Raw genomic sequence first — 19,968 nt, 5'->3', positions numbered from 1 at the left:
ATATGAAAATTTCAAAAAAAATTATAGTAACAACTTTGTTATTAATAGCCATTACGATGAGTGGCCAAAAATATGAGCTGGGCAAAGTAACCGTTGCAGAATTAGAAGAAAAAGTGCACGCAACAGATCCCGGAGCAGAAGCCGCTTATCTGTTTAGAAAAGGAGAAGTGCATTTCGAATATAGTCAGGATAGAGGATTCGTGATGAAGACTGAGGTCAAAGCAAAAATAAAAATATACTCCAAGGAAGGCTACAAATGGGCCAATCATTTGATAAAATATTATCTACTGGGCGATTCGGAAGAAAAAGTAACCTTGTCCGATGTGGCCACTTACAATCTGGTCGATGGCAAAGTGACCAAAACCAAAATGAAAAGCGATGGCGTATTTGATGAAAAAATCAATAAATATTGGGGCAATAAAAAAATTGCGTTGCCGAATGTCAAGGAAGGTTCGATCATCGAATATTCTTATATCATTTCATCTCCCAACATTGGTCGGCTTTACGATTGGGATTTTCAATCCTATATTCCGGTGAATCATTCCGAATTTAAAACTTATATTCCGGAATATTTTATATACAATCCAAACCAAAAAGGATTTATATTTCCGAAGGTTACCACCGAAAAGAACAATCAATCTATGAGTTTCTCCTACCGAGAAGCCACACAGGCCGGGGAAAGCATTGTTAAGTCTACCAGTCAGGAAAGAGTAGAGTTTGTTGAAACAAAAACAGTATTCGTCGCTGATAATCTTCCCGGAATGAAAGAAGAGGTTTTTGTGAATAATATCGATAATTATATGTCGAGTATTTCCCACGAACTCTCAATCATCAAATACCCAAACAAACCCATCAAGGCTTTGTCAACCGATTGGGAAACGGTGGTTAAAAAGATCTACGATTATGACGATTTTGGCCCTGAACTCAATAAGAAAGGTTATTTTGATGACGATATTACAGCACTCGTCAAAGGCCTCACCAAAAGAGATGAAATTATTGATGCGATATTCAACTATGTCAAATCCAATGTCAAATGGAATGGCTATACCGGCTATTCCTGCAATGATGGAGTTAAGCAAGCCTATAAAAACAAAACCGGAAATGTAGCCGAAATCAATCTGATGCTGACCGCCATGCTGCGTTTTGCGGGCATCGATGCCAATCCCGTTTTGGTGAGCACAAGATCTAATGGAATCACATTATTCCCAAGTAGAACCGCTTTCAATTATGTCATCTCAGCGGTAGAAATTGAAAATGCATTAATACTGCTTGATGCTACCGAAAAGTATGCTGCTCCGAATATTTTGCCTGAACGTGATCTGAATTGGTTAGGAAGACTCATTCGAAAAGAAGGTTCCTCCGTTGAGGTCGATTTAATGCCTCAAAATGTAAGCAAAGAAAACCATAATATCAGTTATAAAATTAATGCTGACGGAACCGTTGATGGAAAGTTAAGGAAGCAATATACCGACTATAAGGCCTTAAATTTCAGACAAACCAAAATGGCTTTAACCCGCGACAACTACCTCGAACAATTGGAAAATAACAACAACGCCATTGAGGTTTCAGAGTATGTAAGGGAAAATGACACCGACATTGCCAACCCCATCATAGAAACCTATGCCTTCAAAGACAACCGCGATATTGAAATCATCAACGATAAAATATACGTAACTCCTTTGTTGTTTCTGGGTTATAAAGAAAATCCGTTCAAATTGGAGAAACGAGATTACCCCATCGATTTTACCTATCCTTTCCAGCAAAAATATCTCGCCAACATTGATGTTCCAGAAGGCTATGCTATAGAGTCATTGCCGAAAGCGGTCAATATGGTTACTGGTGAAGATCTCGGACTGTTTAAGTATATCATTAGCGGAGCCGAAAATAAAATTCAGGTGAGCATTACTTTCGAGATTAGCAAAGCCATCGTCGGATCAGAATATTATGATGTGGTCAAAGATTTTTACCAAAAAGTCATTGATAAAGAAAATGAAAAAATTGTGTTGGTCAAAATTAAATAACGTGAATAATCTAAAGAAAACATTGGTGCTCATGTTGTTGTTTTCGATGAACTACCTGCAAGCCCAAAGAATCGATTTAGAGAAGGTTAGCGTTGCAGCGATTCAGGAAAAAACGCATCCAACTGATAGCAGTGCCGCCGCCGCGATACTGTATAAAAAAGCGCGAACGTACTTTATTTATGAAGATAAAAGAGGGTTTTCGGTACGTCATGAGTACACCTATAGGATTAAGATTTATAAAAAAGAGGGGCTTTCGTGGGCTAATTTCAAGGTGCCTTATTATGTGGCTTATGAAAACCTTCCCGATGAAGCCGTCAAATTTTCCAACGGAACAACCTACAATCTCGAAAATGGCGCCATAGTCAAGACGAAACTCAACAGCGAAGGCAACTTTAAAAAGAATGTCAACGAATACTGGAATGAAGCCTCCATCACGATGCCCAATGTCAAAGTCGGTTCCATCATTGAATTCCAATATACGTTGTCATCGGACAATATCGTGAAGTTTCCTGTATTCGATTTCCAATATGATATACCCGTAAATTCAGCGGTTTATAGCACAGAAGTACCGGAATATTTTTCTTATAATTCCGTGTTGAAAGGCTTTTTCAAAGTAAAATCTGAGAGCAAGATTGACAAAGGTTATCAGAATTTCACTAACGAATACAACCAAACGGTCAATTTGAGTTTCCAGCAGATCAATACGCTGTATACCGCGGAAAATGTCCCGGCACTTAGAGATGAGGATTATGTTGACAATATAGACAATTACAAATCAGCCGTGGTGCACGAACTCGAGAAAACACGATTCCCCGAAGTGCCTGAAAAAATATTTGCGAAATCTTGGTTAGACGTCACACGCTCGATTTATAAGTTTGATGATTTCGGAAAAGAGCTCAACCTCAAAGGCTATTTCGAAACAGATCTCAAAATGATTGTCCAAGACGATGCTTCAGAAACGGATAAAATCAATGCCGTTTTTAAGTTTGTGCAGCAAAAGATGAATTGGAACGGCACTTATGGCTATGGAACGGACAAAGGCGTTAAAAAAGCTTACCAAGAGGGAAGTGGCAACATTGCGGATATCAATTTCATTCTGATCTCGATGCTCAACTATTCCGGGCTCAATGCCAATCCGGTTTTGGTGAGCACTGTCGACCATGGCATTCCTGTTTTTCCGAACCGCACGGTGTTCAATTATGTGATTGCCGCTGTGGATATCCAAGGAAAAAGGGTGTTGCTCGATGCCTCCAACAAATTTACGGCACCCAACATTTTGCGATTCTCAGCACTCAATTGGATGGGTCGTCTCGTGCGCAGTGATGGGAGTTCGGATGAGATCAACCTGATTCCGTCAGTGCCGTCCAAGGAAACCAATAACATCATGGCCTCCATCGATGCTTCAGGGAAAATCACGGCCAAAATGCGAGTGCAAACATCCGATTACCTCGCCTTGCAATTTCGCCAGAAGTATGGCAACGTAAACCAGGAAAGCTATCTTGAGAAACTCGAACAGGATTTGAAAGACAGCCGTATTGAAGGCTATACCGTCGAAAATAAACTGACCGATTTATCGAAACCTATCGTCGAAACCTTTACTTTAGCTTCAGAGAATTTGGTGGAAGTGTCAGCAGGCCGGATGGAATTTGACCCTTTATTGTTTTTTACCATGACCAAGAACCCATTTCAGCAGGAGAACCGCATATTGCCTGTATATTTTGGTTATCCGAAACATTACAAATACAATATAAGCTTTGATATTCCTGAGGGTTATGCTATTGAATCCTTGCCCAAATCCATTACGTTGGCTACGCCTGAAAATATTGAGGTTTTCTCTTATAAGGTCATGAGTCAGGATAACAAAATTCAACTCGTGGCGACCCTAGAAAACAATGGCACTTTACTAGCGGCTGATTTTTATGAAGCACTGAAAGCGTTTTATTTGAAGGTCATCGAAAAACAAAGTGAAAAAATCATACTAAAAAAAATATAATCATGGATCTCAAAAATGCCCAACTCGAAGTAGATACATGGATCAAAAACCACGGCGTCCGCTATTTCAACGAACTCACCAACATGGCACAACTCACTGAAGAAGTTGGCGAAGTGGCCCGAATCATTGCGCGGCGTTATGGCGAACAATCCGAAAAGGAATCCGATAAAAATAAAGATTTGGGTGAAGAACTCGCAGACGTTGTTTTCGTAGTGCTGTGTCTCGCGAACCAAACCGGAATCGATCTGCAGGCGGCTTTCGATAAAAAAATGGATCTCAAAACCAACCGCGATCACGACCGCCACCACAACAACGAAAAACTCAAATAAAATTCATTGTTTTAAATTTTGAATGCTAAATTTTGAATGACGGAGATATTGTAAATTTGGAACTATGGATATTCATTTACCTCAAATAGCTGCCATTTATAATTCTGCTATAAAAATTTCCGGAAGCAAATCCGAAACCAATCGCTTGCTGCTGCTGCGGGCTTTATATCCTGAAATTTCGCTTGAAAACATTTCGACTTCGGATGATTCTGACGTGATGATTAGAGCGCTTTCGGCAACAGAAGCTTTGCTTGATATTCATCACGCCGGGACAGCAATGCGATTTCTCACAGCTTATTTAGCGATTCAGGAAGAACGTGAAGTGACGCTTACAGGTTCTTCAAGAATGAAACAACGCCCGATTCAGGTTTTGGTCGATGCTTTGCGTGAACTTGGCGCCGAAATCAGTTACGAAGAAAATGAAGGATTTCCACCGCTTAAAATCAAAGGAAAAAAACTTCAGAAAAATCAAGTGACTTTAGCCGCCAATGTCAGCAGCCAATACATTTCTGCGTTGTTGTTGATTGCGCCAAAACTCGAAAACGGTTTGCAACTTACATTAGAAGGAGAAATCACTTCAGTACCTTATATTAAAATGACTTTGGATTTGTTGCATCAAGCAGGTGTCAAAACGGAATTCATAGCAAATCAAATTACGGTTTTTCCGAAAGCCAACATCCAACAACCGGCAACCTTTACCATAGAATCTGATTGGTCTTCGGCGTCTTATTATTATTCAATCGTTGCTTTGTCTGAAGTTGGAACGGCCATTACTTTATCGCGTTTTAAATCGGATAGTTTGCAAGGCGATTCGGCCTTAACGGAAATCTACAAAAGCTTCGGCGTCGAAACGACTTTTGAAAACAACAACATCACCTTACGAAAAGTTAATTATCACCCGAGCGGCAGCGAACAGGCGAAGCAATTATCACCCGAGCGGCAGCGAATAGGCGAAGCAATTATCAATTATCAATTAAATGACACGCCCGACATCGCGCAAACCATCGCCGTCACTTGCTTCGGACTCGGACTCGCTTGCCATCTTGCAGGTTTACATACTTTAAAAATTAAAGAAACCGATCGCTTGACGGCCTTGCAAAATGAACTTCAAAAACTGGGCGCTAAAGTCATGATTACCTACGATTCCTTAACCTTGGAAGCTTCTGAAACTATAAATTCCAACGTCAAAATCGCGACTTATAACGATCACAGAATGGCGATGGCTTTTGCACCTTTAGCTTTGAGAACATCGATTACGATTGAAGATGCCGAAGTCGTTTCCAAATCGTATCCCAACTTTTGGAACGATCTCAAAAGTATCGGATTTGAAATCGAAGAAAACTTAAAGCCTGACTAACGCAGTACCTCAGAAGCTTTTAGAAAAATAAACCCCAAAACACTTGACATCGCCTATCCCACAATCGTATATTTGCCACCTAAATAAAATCGCTACATGAAATTATCGCATTTTCAATTCAATTTACCCAAAGAACTTCTTGCCGAATTCCCAACCGAAAACAGAGATGAATCCAGATTAATGGTCATCAACCGGGAGAAAAAAACCATCGAACACAAAATGTTTAAAGACCTGATCGATTATTTCGGTGACGGCGATGTTTTGGTTTTGAACAATACCAAGGTTTTTCCGGCGCGTTTATACGGCAATAAAGAAAAAACCGGTGCGAGAATCGAAGTGTTTTTGCTTCGCGAACTCAACTCAGAGCAACGTCTTTGGGATGTTTTGGTCGATCCGGCGCGTAAAATCAGAATTGGAAACAAACTCTATTTCGGTGACGATGATTCGTTGGTAGCGGAAGTCATCGACAATACGACTTCACGCGGAAGAACCTTGCGTTTCCTTTACGACGGTTCTTACGATGAATTCAGAAACAAGCTTACAGAACTTGGTGAAACGCCGATTCCAAAATACATCAACCGCGAAGTAACGCCTGAAGATGCCGATCGTTACCAAACCATTTATGCCAAAAACGAAGGCGCTGTGGCCGCCCCGACGGCAGGTTTGCACTTCTCAAAACATTTGCTCAAAAGACTTGAAATCAAAGGCGTAAATTTCGCTGAAGTCACGCTTCACGTTGGTTTAGGAACATTTAACCCGGTTGAAGTTGAAGATCTTTCCAAACACAAAATGGATTCTGAAGAACTCATCATCACGCAAGAAGCCTGCGATATTGTCAACGAAGCCAAAACGAAAAAGAAAAAAGTGTGCGCTGTAGGAACGACTTCGATGCGCGCCATCGAAAGCTCTGTTTCGTCGGCAAAAACGCTCAACCCGTTCGAAGGCTGGACGAACAAATTCATTTTTCCGCCTTACGAATTCAGCGTTCCGAACTGCATGATTACGAATTTCCACACGCCAAAATCAACGTTGCTGATGATGGTTTCTGCGTTCTGCGGTCACGATTTGATGAAAAAAGCCTACGAAGAAGCGATCAAAGAAGGGTACCGTTTTTACTCTTACGGTGACGCGATGCTGATTCTGTAATTCAAAATATTTCAATAAAAAAATCCCGTCAATTGATGGGATTTTTTGTTTTTTATTTTAGGAGCCGGGAACCTGCTATCCGCTATAGTCCTCGCACACCGGCCATCGCTGCATCTGGCTCCTCACTAAAACAGTCCACCGGACTGTTTCTTAACGTTCGGCCCTGCTCCGGGCTGCCGCTGCTATCAGGGCTAGGGTTTTTCTGTAAAAAAAGAAAACCTTGTTCCGGAAGAGCATTTTAAAAATACCTGAAGCCCACCGGGCTTCCTCCTCTTAATATCAAATGCCGAACGCCGGCGCAAAAGGATGCCGTTACAAATGCGCAGCATTCACCGAATACCAATAAAAATAAAACTTTAGTGAGGTAATCCTTCACGCGATTTCCGTCCTGATACAAATCTTCTTACAGTCTTAAAATCTTACAGTCTGATAATCTATCAATCCACCTGATAAACCAATTTCACCGTAATATTTGCTGTTTTATTCTTCGAAACCGTATTGAAAGAACCGCCATAAGAAAAATCTTCCGACGAATTTTGTCCCGTAATTTGGAAGACGCCCATGTCCGATTTCTTCAGATTTCCTAAACTCGCACCGGCGTTTTCAGCGATGCTTTTGGCTCTAACGCGTGCGTCTTTAGTCGCTTCAGCAATCATCTTGATTTTAAGTTCCGCGAGTTTGGTATAATAATATTCGGGCGGATTTGAGTAAAACTCGACACCGGAATTGATGAGTTCGCTCGATTGTCTCGAAATTTCCTCAATCATATTGACATCTTTCGATTGTACGGTCACTGTTTGTGTAAGATTGAAACCCGTAAAAATTTGTTGCTTGGTCGAACCATTTTCATTATAGATGTAATCAAAATCTTTGTTGAAATTCACCGCCGAAAAAACAATCTCATTGGCTTTAATGCCTTTTGAAAGCAAATAACTTTTGATTTTCTCACGGTCGCTGTCAAGCGATGCATAAGCGTCTTTCAGAATCATACTTTTTTTAGAAAACGATCCGCTCCAGACAATCAAATCGGAAACGAAATCTTTCTTGCCCAAACCGGTTACACTGATGGTGTCGGCACTTTGGTTGCGGTTCTGAAAAGCATTCGAGAATAAATAAGCCGCAATGACCACGGCAAGCGCAATGATAATGGTATTCGCACTGGTTTTCATAGATGAAGTTTTAGTGGTTTAAAAATAAAGAATTTTTCGACATGAAATAACAAACGTCACTTCTTATTTTTTACTGGAAATAATGGCACGCCGATGATACTGATGCCGCAGATTTTCGCAGATTTCCATCAACTTAAAATCAGTGTGAATCCGTTAAATCCGTGTTATCCGCGTGCCGTAACTCAAACCTTGGTTTTTCATAACCGCTTTTTTGTTACTTTTACGAACCATAAAAACAAAAAACATGACTTTTCAGAATACGAAAGCTTTTGCACAGGAACTCGACCAACAAGATCCACTTCGCCAGTATAAAAACGAATTCATTTTCCCGCAACACAACGGAAAGAATGTGGTTTATTTTACCGGAAATTCTCTTGGGTTGCAACCTAAGCGCACCAAAAAATACGTCGATGAAGTCATGAACGATTGGGCGAATCTCGCCGTCGAAGGTCATTTTTATGCCGAGAAACCCTGGTGGGATTATCACGAACGTTTCGCCAATCCGCTGAGTAAAATTGTAGGAGCCAAACCTACTGAAGTGACCGTGATGAATACCCTGACAGTCAATCTGCATCTGCTGATGGTTTCTTTTTACCGCCCAACCAAAACCCGTTACAAAATCATTTGCGAGGAAAAAGCGTTTCCTTCAGACCAGTATATGTTTCAAAGTCAGGTACATTTTCACGGCTATAAAACCGAAGAGGCGATCGTAGAAATCAAACGTCGCGACGGCGAACACAACATTCGACTAGAAGATGTTTTGGCTAAAATTGCCGAAGTTGGTGACGAACTTGCTTTAGTGTTGATTGGTGGCGTGAACTATTATACCGGTCAAGTATTCGATATCAAAACCATTACAGAAGCCGGTCACAAAGCCGGAGCCAAAGTCGGTTGGGATTTGGCGCACGCCGCAGGAAACATCAAACTCGAACTGCACGACTGGAACGTCGATTTTGCGTGTTGGTGCAGTTATAAATATATGAATTCCGGACCCGGAAATGCTTCTGGTTGTTTCATCCACGAAAAGCACCACAACGATAATGACTTGCCGCGATTCGCCGGTTGGTGGGGGCATAACAAAGAACGCCGTTTCAAGATGGAACCTGAGTTTGAACCCGTTCATGGTGCCGATGGCTGGCAAATCAGCAACTTGCCGATACTTTCTTTAGCGCCTTATTTGGCTTCGGTCGAGATGTTTGATGAAGTCGGCATGGACGCTTTGATCCAAAAAAGAAACCACATCACGGCTTACCTTGAATTTATTTTGCATGAAATTGACAAGGAAGTCAACAGCACTTTCGAGATCATCACCCCGCAAAATCAAGATGAAAGAGCCTCGCAGTTGTCGGTTTTCCTTCATGGAGAAGGCAGAAGTTTATTCGATTATCTGATGAATAACGGCGTGATCACAGATTGGCGCGAACCGAATGTGATCCGATTGGCGCCTGTTCCGTTGTATTGTTCTTATGAAGATATGTTCGATTTTGGTCAAATCTTAAAACAAGGCATTCTTCAAAAAAGTAAATCTTAAACCAACTCCAAAGTCGGAATGTTGACGTTTTTCAAAATGTCACTGTAATTCAAAAGTTGATTTTGTATCGAAGCCTGCATGTTTTTAAAGTAAGGCGTTTTCGAGAATAAATCCTGATAATATGCAACACCTTCAAGTAAATTCGTTTTGAACAATTGCCATTTCTTGATTTGCGCCGCGGTAACATCTGCGACATTTTCAAGATCCTGTTTCAGATAATCAACGTACAATTTCAATTCGTTGATGAACACATGCGGACGGTTCTGGTTGATAATCACATTCGCATTGCCATAGATGTGACGCACCATATCCGAAAGCGAAACTTCATGGTCGAAATACGCGAGATTCGGGCCCGGACAAATCACAATGCCTTGATCTTGGCCTTTAATTTTGATGTTGTTCTCCAGATAAGAAGCGTTCGCCAAGCCCACGCAAAGACAAGATTTCTCGGTGATTTTGGTGTGTGCTTTATTATAATCGGTTGTTGAAAGAGCGTCTTTTTTAGCATCCAATTCCTCAAGTTTGATGTCTTGGTATTTCTTAGATGCCGTACACATGCCTTGCGGATCGTATTCTTTGCCTAACGCCAATAGCTTTTTCGGGCACGAGCTTCCGGCTTTGTTTTCATCAATGCGTTTTTGTTTGAGGAATTCGTTAGAGGTTCCTTTTACGGTATTAAACGGAACGCCCAACGGCGAAATATGACTCAGATAAAAATCGTCTTCCTTAGATTTTGCCAACAAAGCTCTGGTTTCTGCATCTACAGAAGTGGCTTCAGGAACCAACAAGAAAGGCGAGCCCCAACCCACGGAATCCAGATTGTAATTTTCGAGTAGGAATTCATGTTCTTCGGCAGTTCCGACGCCGCCTTGCGCAGTAATTTTAAAATCGAGTGTTTTTTCGGGAACCGGCAGTTGTTTCTGTTGCAAAGCTTTGACCATCAATTCCTTTGCAGAAGTGATGAGTTGCTCTTTTTTCTGTTTGAATTCTTCCAAGATCGGGCCTAATAAAAGTCCGTCAGTAGCAAAAGCGTGACCACCGCAATTAAGTCCGGATTCAATTCGGTATTCCGAAACCCAAAGCCCTTTTTTGGCTAAGAAATTCCCCTGAATCAACGCCGACCTGAAATCGCTGACTTTGAGGATGATTCTTTTTTTAAGTACTCCATTTTCATCAGGGAAGAAATCCTGAAATTGCTCAATATAACTATACAATCTCGGGTTCATACCCGCCGAAAGCACAACCGATGAAGTCAGCTTGCTGTGCGCAAAACCACGCAAGGCTGCATGCGCATCGTTATATTCTACCGGCAATTGGTCGTTTTTGATGAAATTGTCTTTGTCGACTTTGGTCATGATATTGACGTCAATCGCGCCCGGCGAAAGGTGTTCTTCAATGAAATGTTTGATGTTGTCTTTCATCGCAAAACCATCGTCGATGAATTGCTGTAAACCCATTTTAATTTCGGATTGGTTCGGTAATATCGCGATGTAATTTTCCAAAGCGGCTTTACTTTCAATAAGTTCTGCTTTGAAGTTTTCGAATTTTTCTTTCACAATCGAATCGACCATATCCAAATAATGTGTGATTCTTTTGGCTCTGAAATCCTCAATCTTCGTCGTAATTTCTTGATAAGGGATTTTAAATTTGGTGCTGTAAAACGCACGCATCTTTTCGATGAGTTCGTCATCAGTAATCGAAATCACGGAGTCGATGCCGTAATGCGCCAAGCGAATCGGGCTGTCGATCGTGTAGGCTAATCCCATCACGGGAATATGAAAAGTGTGGGTATTTTTGTGATTGCTGCTCATACAAGTTTCCATTAAATAAACCGCAAAGGTTGTCAAACCAACCGACTAAAAAACTGATAAATGTCATATGTTTGAATTTGATGTTTTTCTTTTTGCAATCAAACTAATGCGATTATCTTTGCGCTTCGGATTTTGTGACAGCACAACTTTGAAATCAATTCAATTTGGTTGTCTTACAGTCTTAAAATCCAATAATCTTACAATCTGAAATATGACCAAACAGGAAAAAATAAACAACTTCGATCCGTCGCAACCGGGTTTAGCTGATGAAAGCATTTTCGGGTTGCCGTTTACCGCTGAAGAAAGCGAAATTATCATCATTCCCGTACCTTGGGAAGTCACGGTAAGTTACGGTTCAGGCGCATCGAACGGTCCGGAAGCCATTTTGGAAGCTTCGTTTCAAGTCGATTTACACCACCAGGATTTTCCCGAATTGTGGAAACTCGGCATGTATCTCGACCTGACAGAACAAACCAAAAACTGGGCGGACAACAGCGATAAATACAAAGGATTGGCGCAACCGATTATTGCCGCTTTAGAAAGTGGCGAAGTCATCGAAAGTCATCCCGCTTTGCAATCGGATCTCGATAAAATCAACAAAGTCTGCCGCGATCTCAAAGATGAAGTGCGTGAGCGCGTTTTATATTGGATGAAAAAAGGGAAAAAAGTGGCATTACTCGGAGGCGATCATTCAACCCCATTAGGGTATTACGAAGCTTTGGCGACCCAGCACGACAACTTCGGAATCCTGCACCTCGATGCGCACATGGATTTGAGGATTGCTTACGAAGGCTTCACTTATTCGCACGCTTCGATCATGTATAACGCTTTGCAGTTGCCACAGATTTCCAAAATCGTGCAGATCGGAATCCGTGATTTCTGCAAACAGGAAGTAGAAACGGTTATGGATCAGAACGGTCGCGTGCAAGTGCATACCGATGCCGATATGAAAGCGGAAACTTTTCAGGGCGTCACTTGGGAACAACAATGCAATGCGATTATAACGGCCTTACCTCAAAAAGTAGCGATCAGTTTTGATGTCGATGGGATGTATGCCTGGTACGGACCGAATACAGGAACGCCGGTTCCGGGCGGATTCTCTTACGAACAAGCCACTTACCTGTTCAATAAATTAGCCGATAGCGGCAAAGAAATCATAGGTTTTGATTTCGTAGAGGTCGCTCCCGGAGAAACCGATTGGGACGGCAATGTTGGCGCAAGAATGTTGTATCATTTGTGCGGCGTGTTGGCTAAAAACAACGGACTCGAGGTAGGCCAGAAAATTATATTCAAAAAATAGATTTCGTCTTTTCGGAGATTTAAAACCCGTTCCATTGGAATGGGTTTTTTTATGGCCGCATTCGTATTGTGATATTTGGAATTTTCGTTATTTTAATTAATAACCCTTTAAAAAAACACAGAGTAAATTATAAATTAGATAAAAATTTTTCCCGTGTGTATGTTTTTTATGGGGTAGAAAGTAAAATTTTTAATTTTATCTCGTATTCAAACAAATCTGCCATGAGAAAAATAATTTTAAGCGCGATTTTGATCGCGCTACTTGTTTTGACTTTCTTCTCCAATTTCATTTTCACGGGCCAAGCGGTTTCCAAAGAATCTATTAAGTTTGACACCGGTGACACCGCCTGGATGATTGTCGCCACGGCTTTAGTGCTTTTGATGACGCCTGGATTAGGTTTTTTCTATGGAGGCATGGTTGGCAAAAAGAACGTCATCAGCACGATGCTGCAAAGCTTTATGGCGATGGTGATCGTTTCGCTGTTGTGGGTCGTGATTGGTTTTGGCTTGTCGTTTGGGCCCTCGATTGGCGGTGTGATTGGAAACCCGATTCCGTATTTGTTTTTTCAGGGTGTTGGCGTTAACGATTCATGGAGCCTCGCACCAACGATTCCGTTTTTGCTGTTTGCCTTGTTTCAGGCTAAGTTTGCAATCATCACGCCTGCTTTGGTGACAGGAGCTTTTGCCGAACGCATTCGTTTCTGGGCGTATCTGCTTTTTATGGTGCTTTTTATTTTGGTTGTTTATGCTCCACTGGCGCATTGCACCTGGCATCCCGATGGGTTGTTATTCAAACTTGGCGTGCTCGATTTTGCAGGAGGAACCGTCGTACACATGAGTGCAGGCTGGGCGGCTTTGGCCGGTGCTATCTTTTTAGGCAAGCGCAAAGTGCAGAAAGCACCACCAGCTAGAATTACATACGTATTGTTAGGCACAGGTTTGTTGTGGTTTGGCTGGTTCGGATTTAATGCGGGTTCAGCTATGGGTGCGAATGGTTTGGCGGTGCAGGCATTGGCAACGACAACGGTAGCAGCGGCTGCGGCATCCATGGCTTGGGTGTTTTTGGATAAGATTATGGGGCACAAAATTTCCGCAATGGGAGCCTGTATCGGAGCAGTAGTTGGCTTGGTCGCGATTACTCCAGCGGCAGGTTATGTAAGCATACCACATAGTATTTTCATTGGAATCGTGAGCGCCGCCATCAGTAATTTTGTAGTGCTCAAATTCCCGAAAGGGAAAATAGATGACGCGCTCGATGTGTTCGGATGCCACGGTGTCGGAGGCATGACGGGTATGTTGCTGACGGGCGTGTTCGCATCGAAAGCGGTGAATCCTGCAGTGGTTGATCAGGGGTTGATCTTTGGCGAAACTACTTTGTTTTTGCACCAACTCGTAGCCTTGATCTGTGTTTCGATCTTTGCTTTTATGGCTTCGTATTTCCTTTTTTATATCGTCAATAAGATTACGCCTTTGCGGGTCACGGAAGAAAAAGAGGAACTTGGTTTAGACATCACGCAACACGGGGAGTTCTTATAAGCAATAAACTGCGTGAAGGATGGTAGCGGCATCCTTTTGTGCCGGCGTTCGGCGCAAAAGATTTAGCGAACAGCCTGACCCTTGTGGGCACGCCCAAACACTTCTAAAGCCCAAACACCGCGAACAAATAAATATGCTTATTTTAAAGTTTACTTCAGATTATTACTTAATTTTGTCGCCTACCCTTTACTTTATTTCTTGATGCAAGAATCTAAAAAAATAGCTGTTGTAGGTTCCGGTTTGGTGGGATCGCTGCTCGCTATTTACCTCAAAAAAGCGGGACATACCGTTCACGTTTTTGACCGCAGCCCTGATATCAGAAACATAGAATTTTCAGGACGTTCGATCAATTTGGTGATGTCGAACCGCGGCTGGAAAGCCTTAGAAGACATCGGACTTGACGAAGAAATCCGCAAAATCGGAATTCCGGTAGACAAACGCGCCATTCATTTAGTAGGCCATCCGCTGAATTATCAGTATTACGGCAAAGAAGGCGAGGCTATTTTTTCGTTGTCGCGCGGGATTTTGAACCGCAAAATGATTGATCTTGCCGAAGCAGCTGGTGTGGAATTTTTCTTTGAACATAAGATTTGGGACGTCACTTTAAGCGACGCGACTTTACACATCGGCGAAACCGAAAGAGGCGAGTGGGGAGAATTGCAATACGATTTGGTTTTTGGTTCTGACGGTGCTTTTTCTAGAGTTCGTCACCGCATGCAACGGCAGAGTATGTTCAATTATTCGCAGGAATTTTTGAAAATCGGTTATAAGGAACTTCACATTCCGGCCAATACCGACGGAACGCACAAACTCGATAAAAACTCTTTACACATCTGGCCTCGAGGCGATTATATGCTGATGGCTTTGGCGAATACTGACGGCAGTTTTACGTGTACGTTGTTCATGCCGCATGAAGGTGATAATTCTTTCGAAAACTTAAAAGATAAAGAAACACTCGAAGCTTATTTCGCGGAACATTTCCCTGATACCGCCGAAGTGATTCCCGATCTGGTGCAGGATTTCTTCAAGAACCCGACGAGTTTTTTGGTGACGATGAAGTGTTTCCCGTGGACTTACGAAGATAAAGTCGCTTTGATTGGCGATGCGTGCCACGCGATTGTTCCGTTTTACGGACACGGAATGAATGCCGGTTTCGAAGACATTACCGTGTTGCACGAAATGATGCAAAAATATGGCAACGACTGGGAAACCATTTTCAAAGAATATGAAACTTCTCGCAAACCCAACGCCGATGCGATTGCCGAATTATCGTATCGAAATTTCATGGAAATGAGTTCGAAAACCGCCGACGCCAAATTCCTGCTGCAGAAGAAAATTGAGAAATGGTTCTCCGAAAAACACCCCGACAAATGGTTGCCTTTATACAGCCGCGTGACTTTCAGCCTGCGTCCTTATGCTGAAGCTTTGGCTTTAGGAAATCAGCAAAATGCCATCATGGAAGAAGTCATGAAAATCAAAAACATCGAAACGCTTTGGAATTCAGAATTCGTGGAGCATAAAATTCTGGAACTTTTAAAATAAATAAGTAAATGATGTTCAGAACGTTAATTTTTGGATTGTTTGTTTTGTTGGTTTCCTGCAATGAATCGGATAGCAGTAGTTGTTTGGATAAAAAAACAATTACAACGATAAATAATCCTGGGGATGAATTTGAAACACTGGGCTACAAGGAAGCTTATTCGGATGCTAATTACAAAATATATGTATCTCTATACCTTTCGCCCAATGGCGATGCGGTTCGGGATGATTTTGGGTTTTTTATTGTCAAAAATGATGATACCGCCTATTGTAATTACCCCGGTATAAAAGCCGATCACCTTGAAAACCTTCAAATCTCTAATGAGCCAACAGGTTTCTTCTCTGAAGGAAGCTTAAGGATTTCGAATAATTGCGATTCGCTTTTCTTTAACGAAAATATCAATCAATTAAATTGGGCACCGAGCTATACAGCGAATACGCCAGAAGGAACTTATAAAGTCAATTTGAAATTAAAACTAGACGACAATACGCTCGTTGACATCAATACTACGACTGAAGTATTAAAAACCTACTTTCCGGAAAATTAGGCATCTTCCCGATGCACTTTATTAAAGTCAAAAGCCGGTTTGCAAATCGCAATGTATTCACAAGGCTCGTCAAACGGATTCGAATATTGCACGCGTGTGTTTTTCTCAATTTTTATCGATTGCCCAGTTTCGAGGATGACGATGTCGCCTTCGATGATGAATTGCTTTTTACCTGAAATGATATAAGTATATTCCTCGAATTCGGGCGTCTGGAAAGGTTCAGCCCAATGCGGCGGTGCGATCATATGTGCAATCGAAATGTCAGGATTGTTGGTCGTCGCCATGCCGTGGTGCTCTTCGATGCGTTTGCCGTCGGTGGTGGGAACGATGAAAGGTGTTTTTTGGATGAAGTATTTTTTCATTTTTAAAGTTGCTGAAATTCTTAATCTTTGACTATTTTCTCCACTTTCGTGCCTTTCTCAGTGTAAACTTTCACAAAGTAAATTCCGTTGGTTCTTTGACTCAAATCGAGATCAGTCTTCAATGTACTTGCTGTTATGCTTTGGATGATTCGCCCTTGTACGTCGTATAATTGTACCGAAGTAATATTGTCCTTCGAATTGATGTGCACATTTCCTTTTGTTGGATTTGGCGTTATCATTACCGAATTGTTTTCGAAAGCATTTAAACCTAAAAGTGCTACGATAGAAGTCGCCGTATTGGTTTCAACGGGAAAATTATAATCGAAATAAATATCCGCTTTATTCTCGACGGAATCGCCAATGACAAGATTTTCTAGGGTTTTGATTTTAAAGGCGATATAGCCATGGCTTTCAGGTTCGTCTTCTGTTTCTGCCGGAAGATTGATACCCTGAAACTGGAATTCAACTTTATTAGCTGTAATTTTCGTAACCTGTGGATGTGAACTGCTTGTGAGTTGCAATGAACTCATATCAAATTTAGTGGTGTCAATTAAATCCGTAATGACGACATTTTCAGCTCGGGCAGTTCCCTTATTTTGAAAACGGATGAGGTAATGCAGATAATTACCCACCATTTCAGGGGTCAGTGTATTGCCTTCGAGACAAGTTTTGTCATTCGGATCAAACGAACCTGCAACGGTTTGAGAAGTTGTAGAAGTATTGTCGCCAACAGTTTCGTCTCCCAAAACAGGCGTAATTGAAGCTGTGTAATTTAAAACATCACCAATATTCACCGGAGGCGTTTCCTGCGGCGAATTGAGGTTTAAAGTAAAATGAATCAACCGGTGTTCAAATGGCATTAAATTGCTGTAACTCCAATTCAAAGTATTTAAGGTCTGACTGTTTAATGGAGTTCCTGTTGAAACAAAATTTAAAACGGCATCATCAAAAGTAAAATTGATGTTGCCCGACATGATTTGGTTTCCTTTGTTTTTATAGGCCAAGACAAAGCTAGTATCGAAACCCGGACGAGGTGTTAACATAGGAAGTAAGGTAATTTCAACATCATTGTGGATGCCATTTGGAGACACACAGAAATCCTGGGTTTGCGTTGAACCGTCAACCGTGTTAAAATTTAAAACCGCTGATGCCGGCGTAACGGTAAAATAAGGATTTTCAAAGGCTGGCGTAACTGTAAAACTTCCGTTGTTGGTAAAGAACTTATATTTTCCGAATGCATTTGTAAAAGTACCGCCGGTCAATTCGGCTTCGTCTATGTTGATTTTGGTCTGCGCAAATGGGTTGTCATTCAGATCGCAGCCATTATTATCATAATCAAGGGTGAATGTTCCGGATATGGTGTTGTAGATCCCGCCGGGATTAAACGAACAATAAGAATTGGTCTGTGCGTTAGGCGCATTGGCATGCTCTAAATTAAAATCATCCGCGCAAATGAATAACAAGTTTGGACAATCTGTGGCATAGAATCCTGTAGTATCTTGATAAGAGAATCTGCGTAGCGCACCTCCGTTTTTTATATTGACATGCGTCAGGTTAGGATTATTTGTAATGTTGTAACGGAAACTTTTGCCGTTACCTTGTAGCTGTGAAAAATCAAGCGTGGTAAATAAATTACTACCCAATTCAAACCGACATAATTTCGAAGAAGTACCAAAGTCCATCGCAGTGATATGGTTGTTGGCACATTCCAACCTTATAAGCTGAGTCATATTCGTAATGGTGAGTGCCGTTAATTCGTTGGAATTGCATTTGAGAATTTCAAGACTATTCAGATTGATCGTATTGATGTTGGTGAGGTCATTGTTGCTGCAAATTAAAGATTTCAATTGCATTAAATCGGTTCCGTCGAGTGTCGTTAAATGATTAAAGCTGCATTCTAGCGTTTCCAAACCTGTTAAGCCTGAAAGATTCAACACGGGAAGATTGTTTGTTTTACAATTTAGGTTCTTTAACTGCGCTGTATTGGCAACAGACAAAGCCGTTAAAAGATTCCTTTCACAATTCAAATCTTTAAGATTAACCAAATTGGATGCCTCTAAAACCGTCAAGCTGTTCTGATTACAATCGACAGTTTCGAGTTGGACGGCACTGTTGACATTTAGTGTTGTCAAAAGGTTTTTACTGCAGTTTAAGCTCTTAAGGTCAAGTAAAGTTGAAGTGTCCAGACTCATGATACTGTTGGAATAACAAGTCAAGCTCTCTAAACCTATTGCATTGGTCAAATTTAATGCTGTTAGATTATTGATAGCGCAATTCAAGTTTTTGAGGTTTGCCGATTGGCTTAGGTCTAGGGTTGTGATGTTATTTGAGTTACACTCGAGATTGTTCAAGTTCGGCAAATTAGTAATACTAAGTGCTGACAGGCTATTCATTGAGCAGTTTAAACTCTCGAGATTGTTCAATGCCGAAACATCAATCGTGGTTAGGGATGTCTGGCTACATTTCAATGTTTTAAGATTTGGTAAAACAGAAAAATCGAATGTTGAGAGCGGATTTGAGGAACAGTCTAAATGCTGTATATTATTAGAAGTAGGAACTGGTAATGTCGTAAGCAGGTTGGAAGAGCAGTTTAATGTTTCCAGAGCAGTATAAGGCGTAAGGTCTAAATTCACGACCCGACCTTTCGAACAGTTTAGGTTTTTAAGGTTATTCAATCCAGAAAAATTCAGCAACGTCATCAGTTCATTATTAGAACAGTTTAATGTTTCCAATTGGCTCAATCCGGTCAAAGTGATCGAGTATATAGCATTGGAAGAACAGTCAAGGCTCTTAAGATTGGTCAATCCCGAGATGTTTAAGAATAGTATGTTTGCACCGTTACAAACCAAAGACTTCAAGTTTGCAAAAGCGTTGATGCCAGTGATGTTCTCGAAAGGCTTGTTTAAAGTATTGAGGTTTGTGACAGCCAAAGCTTCCGCAACCTGAATTTGGCCGTCATTATTGGTGTCTACATCATTGTCTAAAATTCCATCATCATTCGTATCGGCACAGATTTGGTCGGTCAGTATACTTTTAAAAGCTATGGAAGGAATATTCACAATTTGCGCGTGAGAAGTCAATGCACAAAAAACAACGAACACAATGGTGTAAATTTTTTTCATAATAGAGATATTTTTCTAAATATATTTTTAATATCAGTAACAACAACGCATTAGTTAAAAAACTCGTTAAGGCTTAATAAAACATCGATGAAAAGGATGGTGTTACAGAGATTGAGCAAGGAATTTTGAAGTTGAAAAAGTATTTGAAAAATTAAGTTCATCGCATACTTTTAATGCTAACATTCGGTTTCAGAATGAAAACTTA

At 41.2% G+C, this 19,968-nt stretch carries 14 protein-coding genes; 10 read left to right on the top strand and 4 right to left on the bottom strand.

Features of this window, described 5'->3' with window-relative positions; all coding sequences use genetic code 11:
• Nucleotides 1-2: 2 nt before the first annotated feature.
• The 5 genes from Q0058_RS04625 (at nt 3) to queA (ending at nt 6,846) form a co-directional block, all read left to right on the top strand.
• Nucleotides 3-2,021: a DUF3857 domain-containing protein gene (locus tag Q0058_RS04625; RefSeq protein WP_298221573.1), complete on the top strand. Its 2,019-nt coding sequence runs from the start codon at nt 3-5 to the stop codon at nt 2,019-2,021.
• A 1-nt stretch (nt 2,022) separates the two neighbouring features.
• Entirely contained in the window at nt 2,023-4,014 is a 1,992-nt protein-coding gene (locus tag Q0058_RS04620; RefSeq protein WP_298221572.1) for a DUF3857 domain-containing protein, read from the top strand.
• A 2-nt stretch (nt 4,015-4,016) separates the two neighbouring features.
• The gene (locus tag Q0058_RS04615; protein ID WP_298221571.1) at nt 4,017-4,343 is read left to right on the top strand and encodes a nucleotide pyrophosphohydrolase; all 327 of its coding nucleotides are present in this window, start codon (nt 4,017-4,019) and stop codon (nt 4,341-4,343) included.
• 64 nt (nt 4,344-4,407) lie between these two features.
• Nucleotides 4,408-5,700 (top strand): 3-phosphoshikimate 1-carboxyvinyltransferase, encoded by a 1,293-nt coding sequence (locus Q0058_RS04610; RefSeq protein WP_298221570.1) that lies wholly within the window; start codon nt 4,408-4,410, stop codon nt 5,698-5,700.
• A 96-nt stretch (nt 5,701-5,796) separates the two neighbouring features.
• Complete coding sequence (gene queA / locus Q0058_RS04605; protein WP_298221569.1) at nt 5,797-6,846, top strand: tRNA preQ1(34) S-adenosylmethionine ribosyltransferase-isomerase QueA; 1,050 nt, start codon at nt 5,797-5,799, stop codon at nt 6,844-6,846.
• 437 nt (nt 6,847-7,283) lie between these two features.
• Here the strand turns inward: queA and Q0058_RS04600 are convergent, their stop codons facing one another.
• On the bottom strand, nt 7,284-8,015 hold the full coding sequence (locus Q0058_RS04600; protein ID WP_298221568.1) for an SIMPL domain-containing protein: 732 nt from the start codon (nt 8,013-8,015) through the stop codon (nt 7,284-7,286).
• Nucleotides 8,016-8,259: 244 nt separating this feature from the next.
• Between Q0058_RS04600 and kynU the strand changes: the two genes are divergently transcribed.
• Nucleotides 8,260-9,546: a kynureninase gene (kynU, locus tag Q0058_RS04595; RefSeq protein ID WP_298221567.1), complete on the top strand. Its 1,287-nt coding sequence runs from the start codon at nt 8,260-8,262 to the stop codon at nt 9,544-9,546.
• Here the strand turns inward: kynU and Q0058_RS04590 are convergent.
• A complete protein-coding gene (locus Q0058_RS04590; protein ID WP_298221566.1) occupies nt 9,543-11,357 on the bottom strand; it encodes a hypothetical protein in 1,815 nt (604 codons plus the stop codon). The two genes, kynU and Q0058_RS04590, sit on opposite strands and share 4 nt — an antisense overlap.
• 211 nt (nt 11,358-11,568) lie before the next feature.
• Between Q0058_RS04590 and Q0058_RS04585 the strand changes: the two genes are divergently transcribed.
• From Q0058_RS04585 to Q0058_RS04570, 4 genes are all read left to right on the top strand, one after another.
• Nucleotides 11,569-12,657, top strand: a complete 1,089-nt coding sequence (locus Q0058_RS04585; protein WP_298221565.1) for an agmatinase family protein — start codon at nt 11,569-11,571, stop codon at nt 12,655-12,657.
• 221 nt (nt 12,658-12,878) lie between these two features.
• Nucleotides 12,879-14,192 carry an ammonium transporter gene (locus Q0058_RS04580; RefSeq protein WP_298221564.1) on the top strand — a complete coding sequence of 438 codons (1,314 nt, stop codon included), beginning with the start codon at nt 12,879-12,881 and terminating at the stop codon, nt 14,190-14,192.
• A 201-nt stretch (nt 14,193-14,393) separates the two neighbouring features.
• The gene (locus Q0058_RS04575; RefSeq protein WP_298221563.1) at nt 14,394-15,734 is read left to right on the top strand and encodes an NAD(P)/FAD-dependent oxidoreductase; all 1,341 of its coding nucleotides are present in this window, start codon (nt 14,394-14,396) and stop codon (nt 15,732-15,734) included.
• A gap of 8 nt (nt 15,735-15,742) precedes the next feature.
• Nucleotides 15,743-16,279 carry a hypothetical protein gene (locus Q0058_RS04570; protein ID WP_298221562.1) on the top strand — a complete coding sequence of 179 codons (537 nt, stop codon included), beginning with the start codon at nt 15,743-15,745 and terminating at the stop codon, nt 16,277-16,279.
• Here the strand turns inward: Q0058_RS04570 and Q0058_RS04565 are convergent.
• Together Q0058_RS04565 and Q0058_RS04560 are read right to left on the bottom strand one after the other, a co-directional pair.
• A complete protein-coding gene (locus Q0058_RS04565; protein ID WP_298221561.1) occupies nt 16,276-16,641 on the bottom strand; it encodes a cupin domain-containing protein in 366 nt (121 codons plus the stop codon). The genes Q0058_RS04570 and Q0058_RS04565 overlap by 4 nt on opposite strands.
• Before the next feature lie 20 nt (nt 16,642-16,661).
• On the bottom strand, nt 16,662-19,763 hold the full coding sequence (locus Q0058_RS04560; protein ID WP_298221560.1) for a T9SS type A sorting domain-containing protein: 3,102 nt from the start codon (nt 19,761-19,763) through the stop codon (nt 16,662-16,664).
• Nucleotides 19,764-19,968: the final 205 nt, after the last annotated feature.

The sequence above is a fragment of the Flavobacterium sp. genome (genome assembly GCF_027484705.1).
Lineage (GTDB): Bacteria > Bacteroidota > Bacteroidia > Flavobacteriales > Flavobacteriaceae > Flavobacterium.
This window is presented reverse-complemented; position numbering and strand designations above follow the sequence as displayed.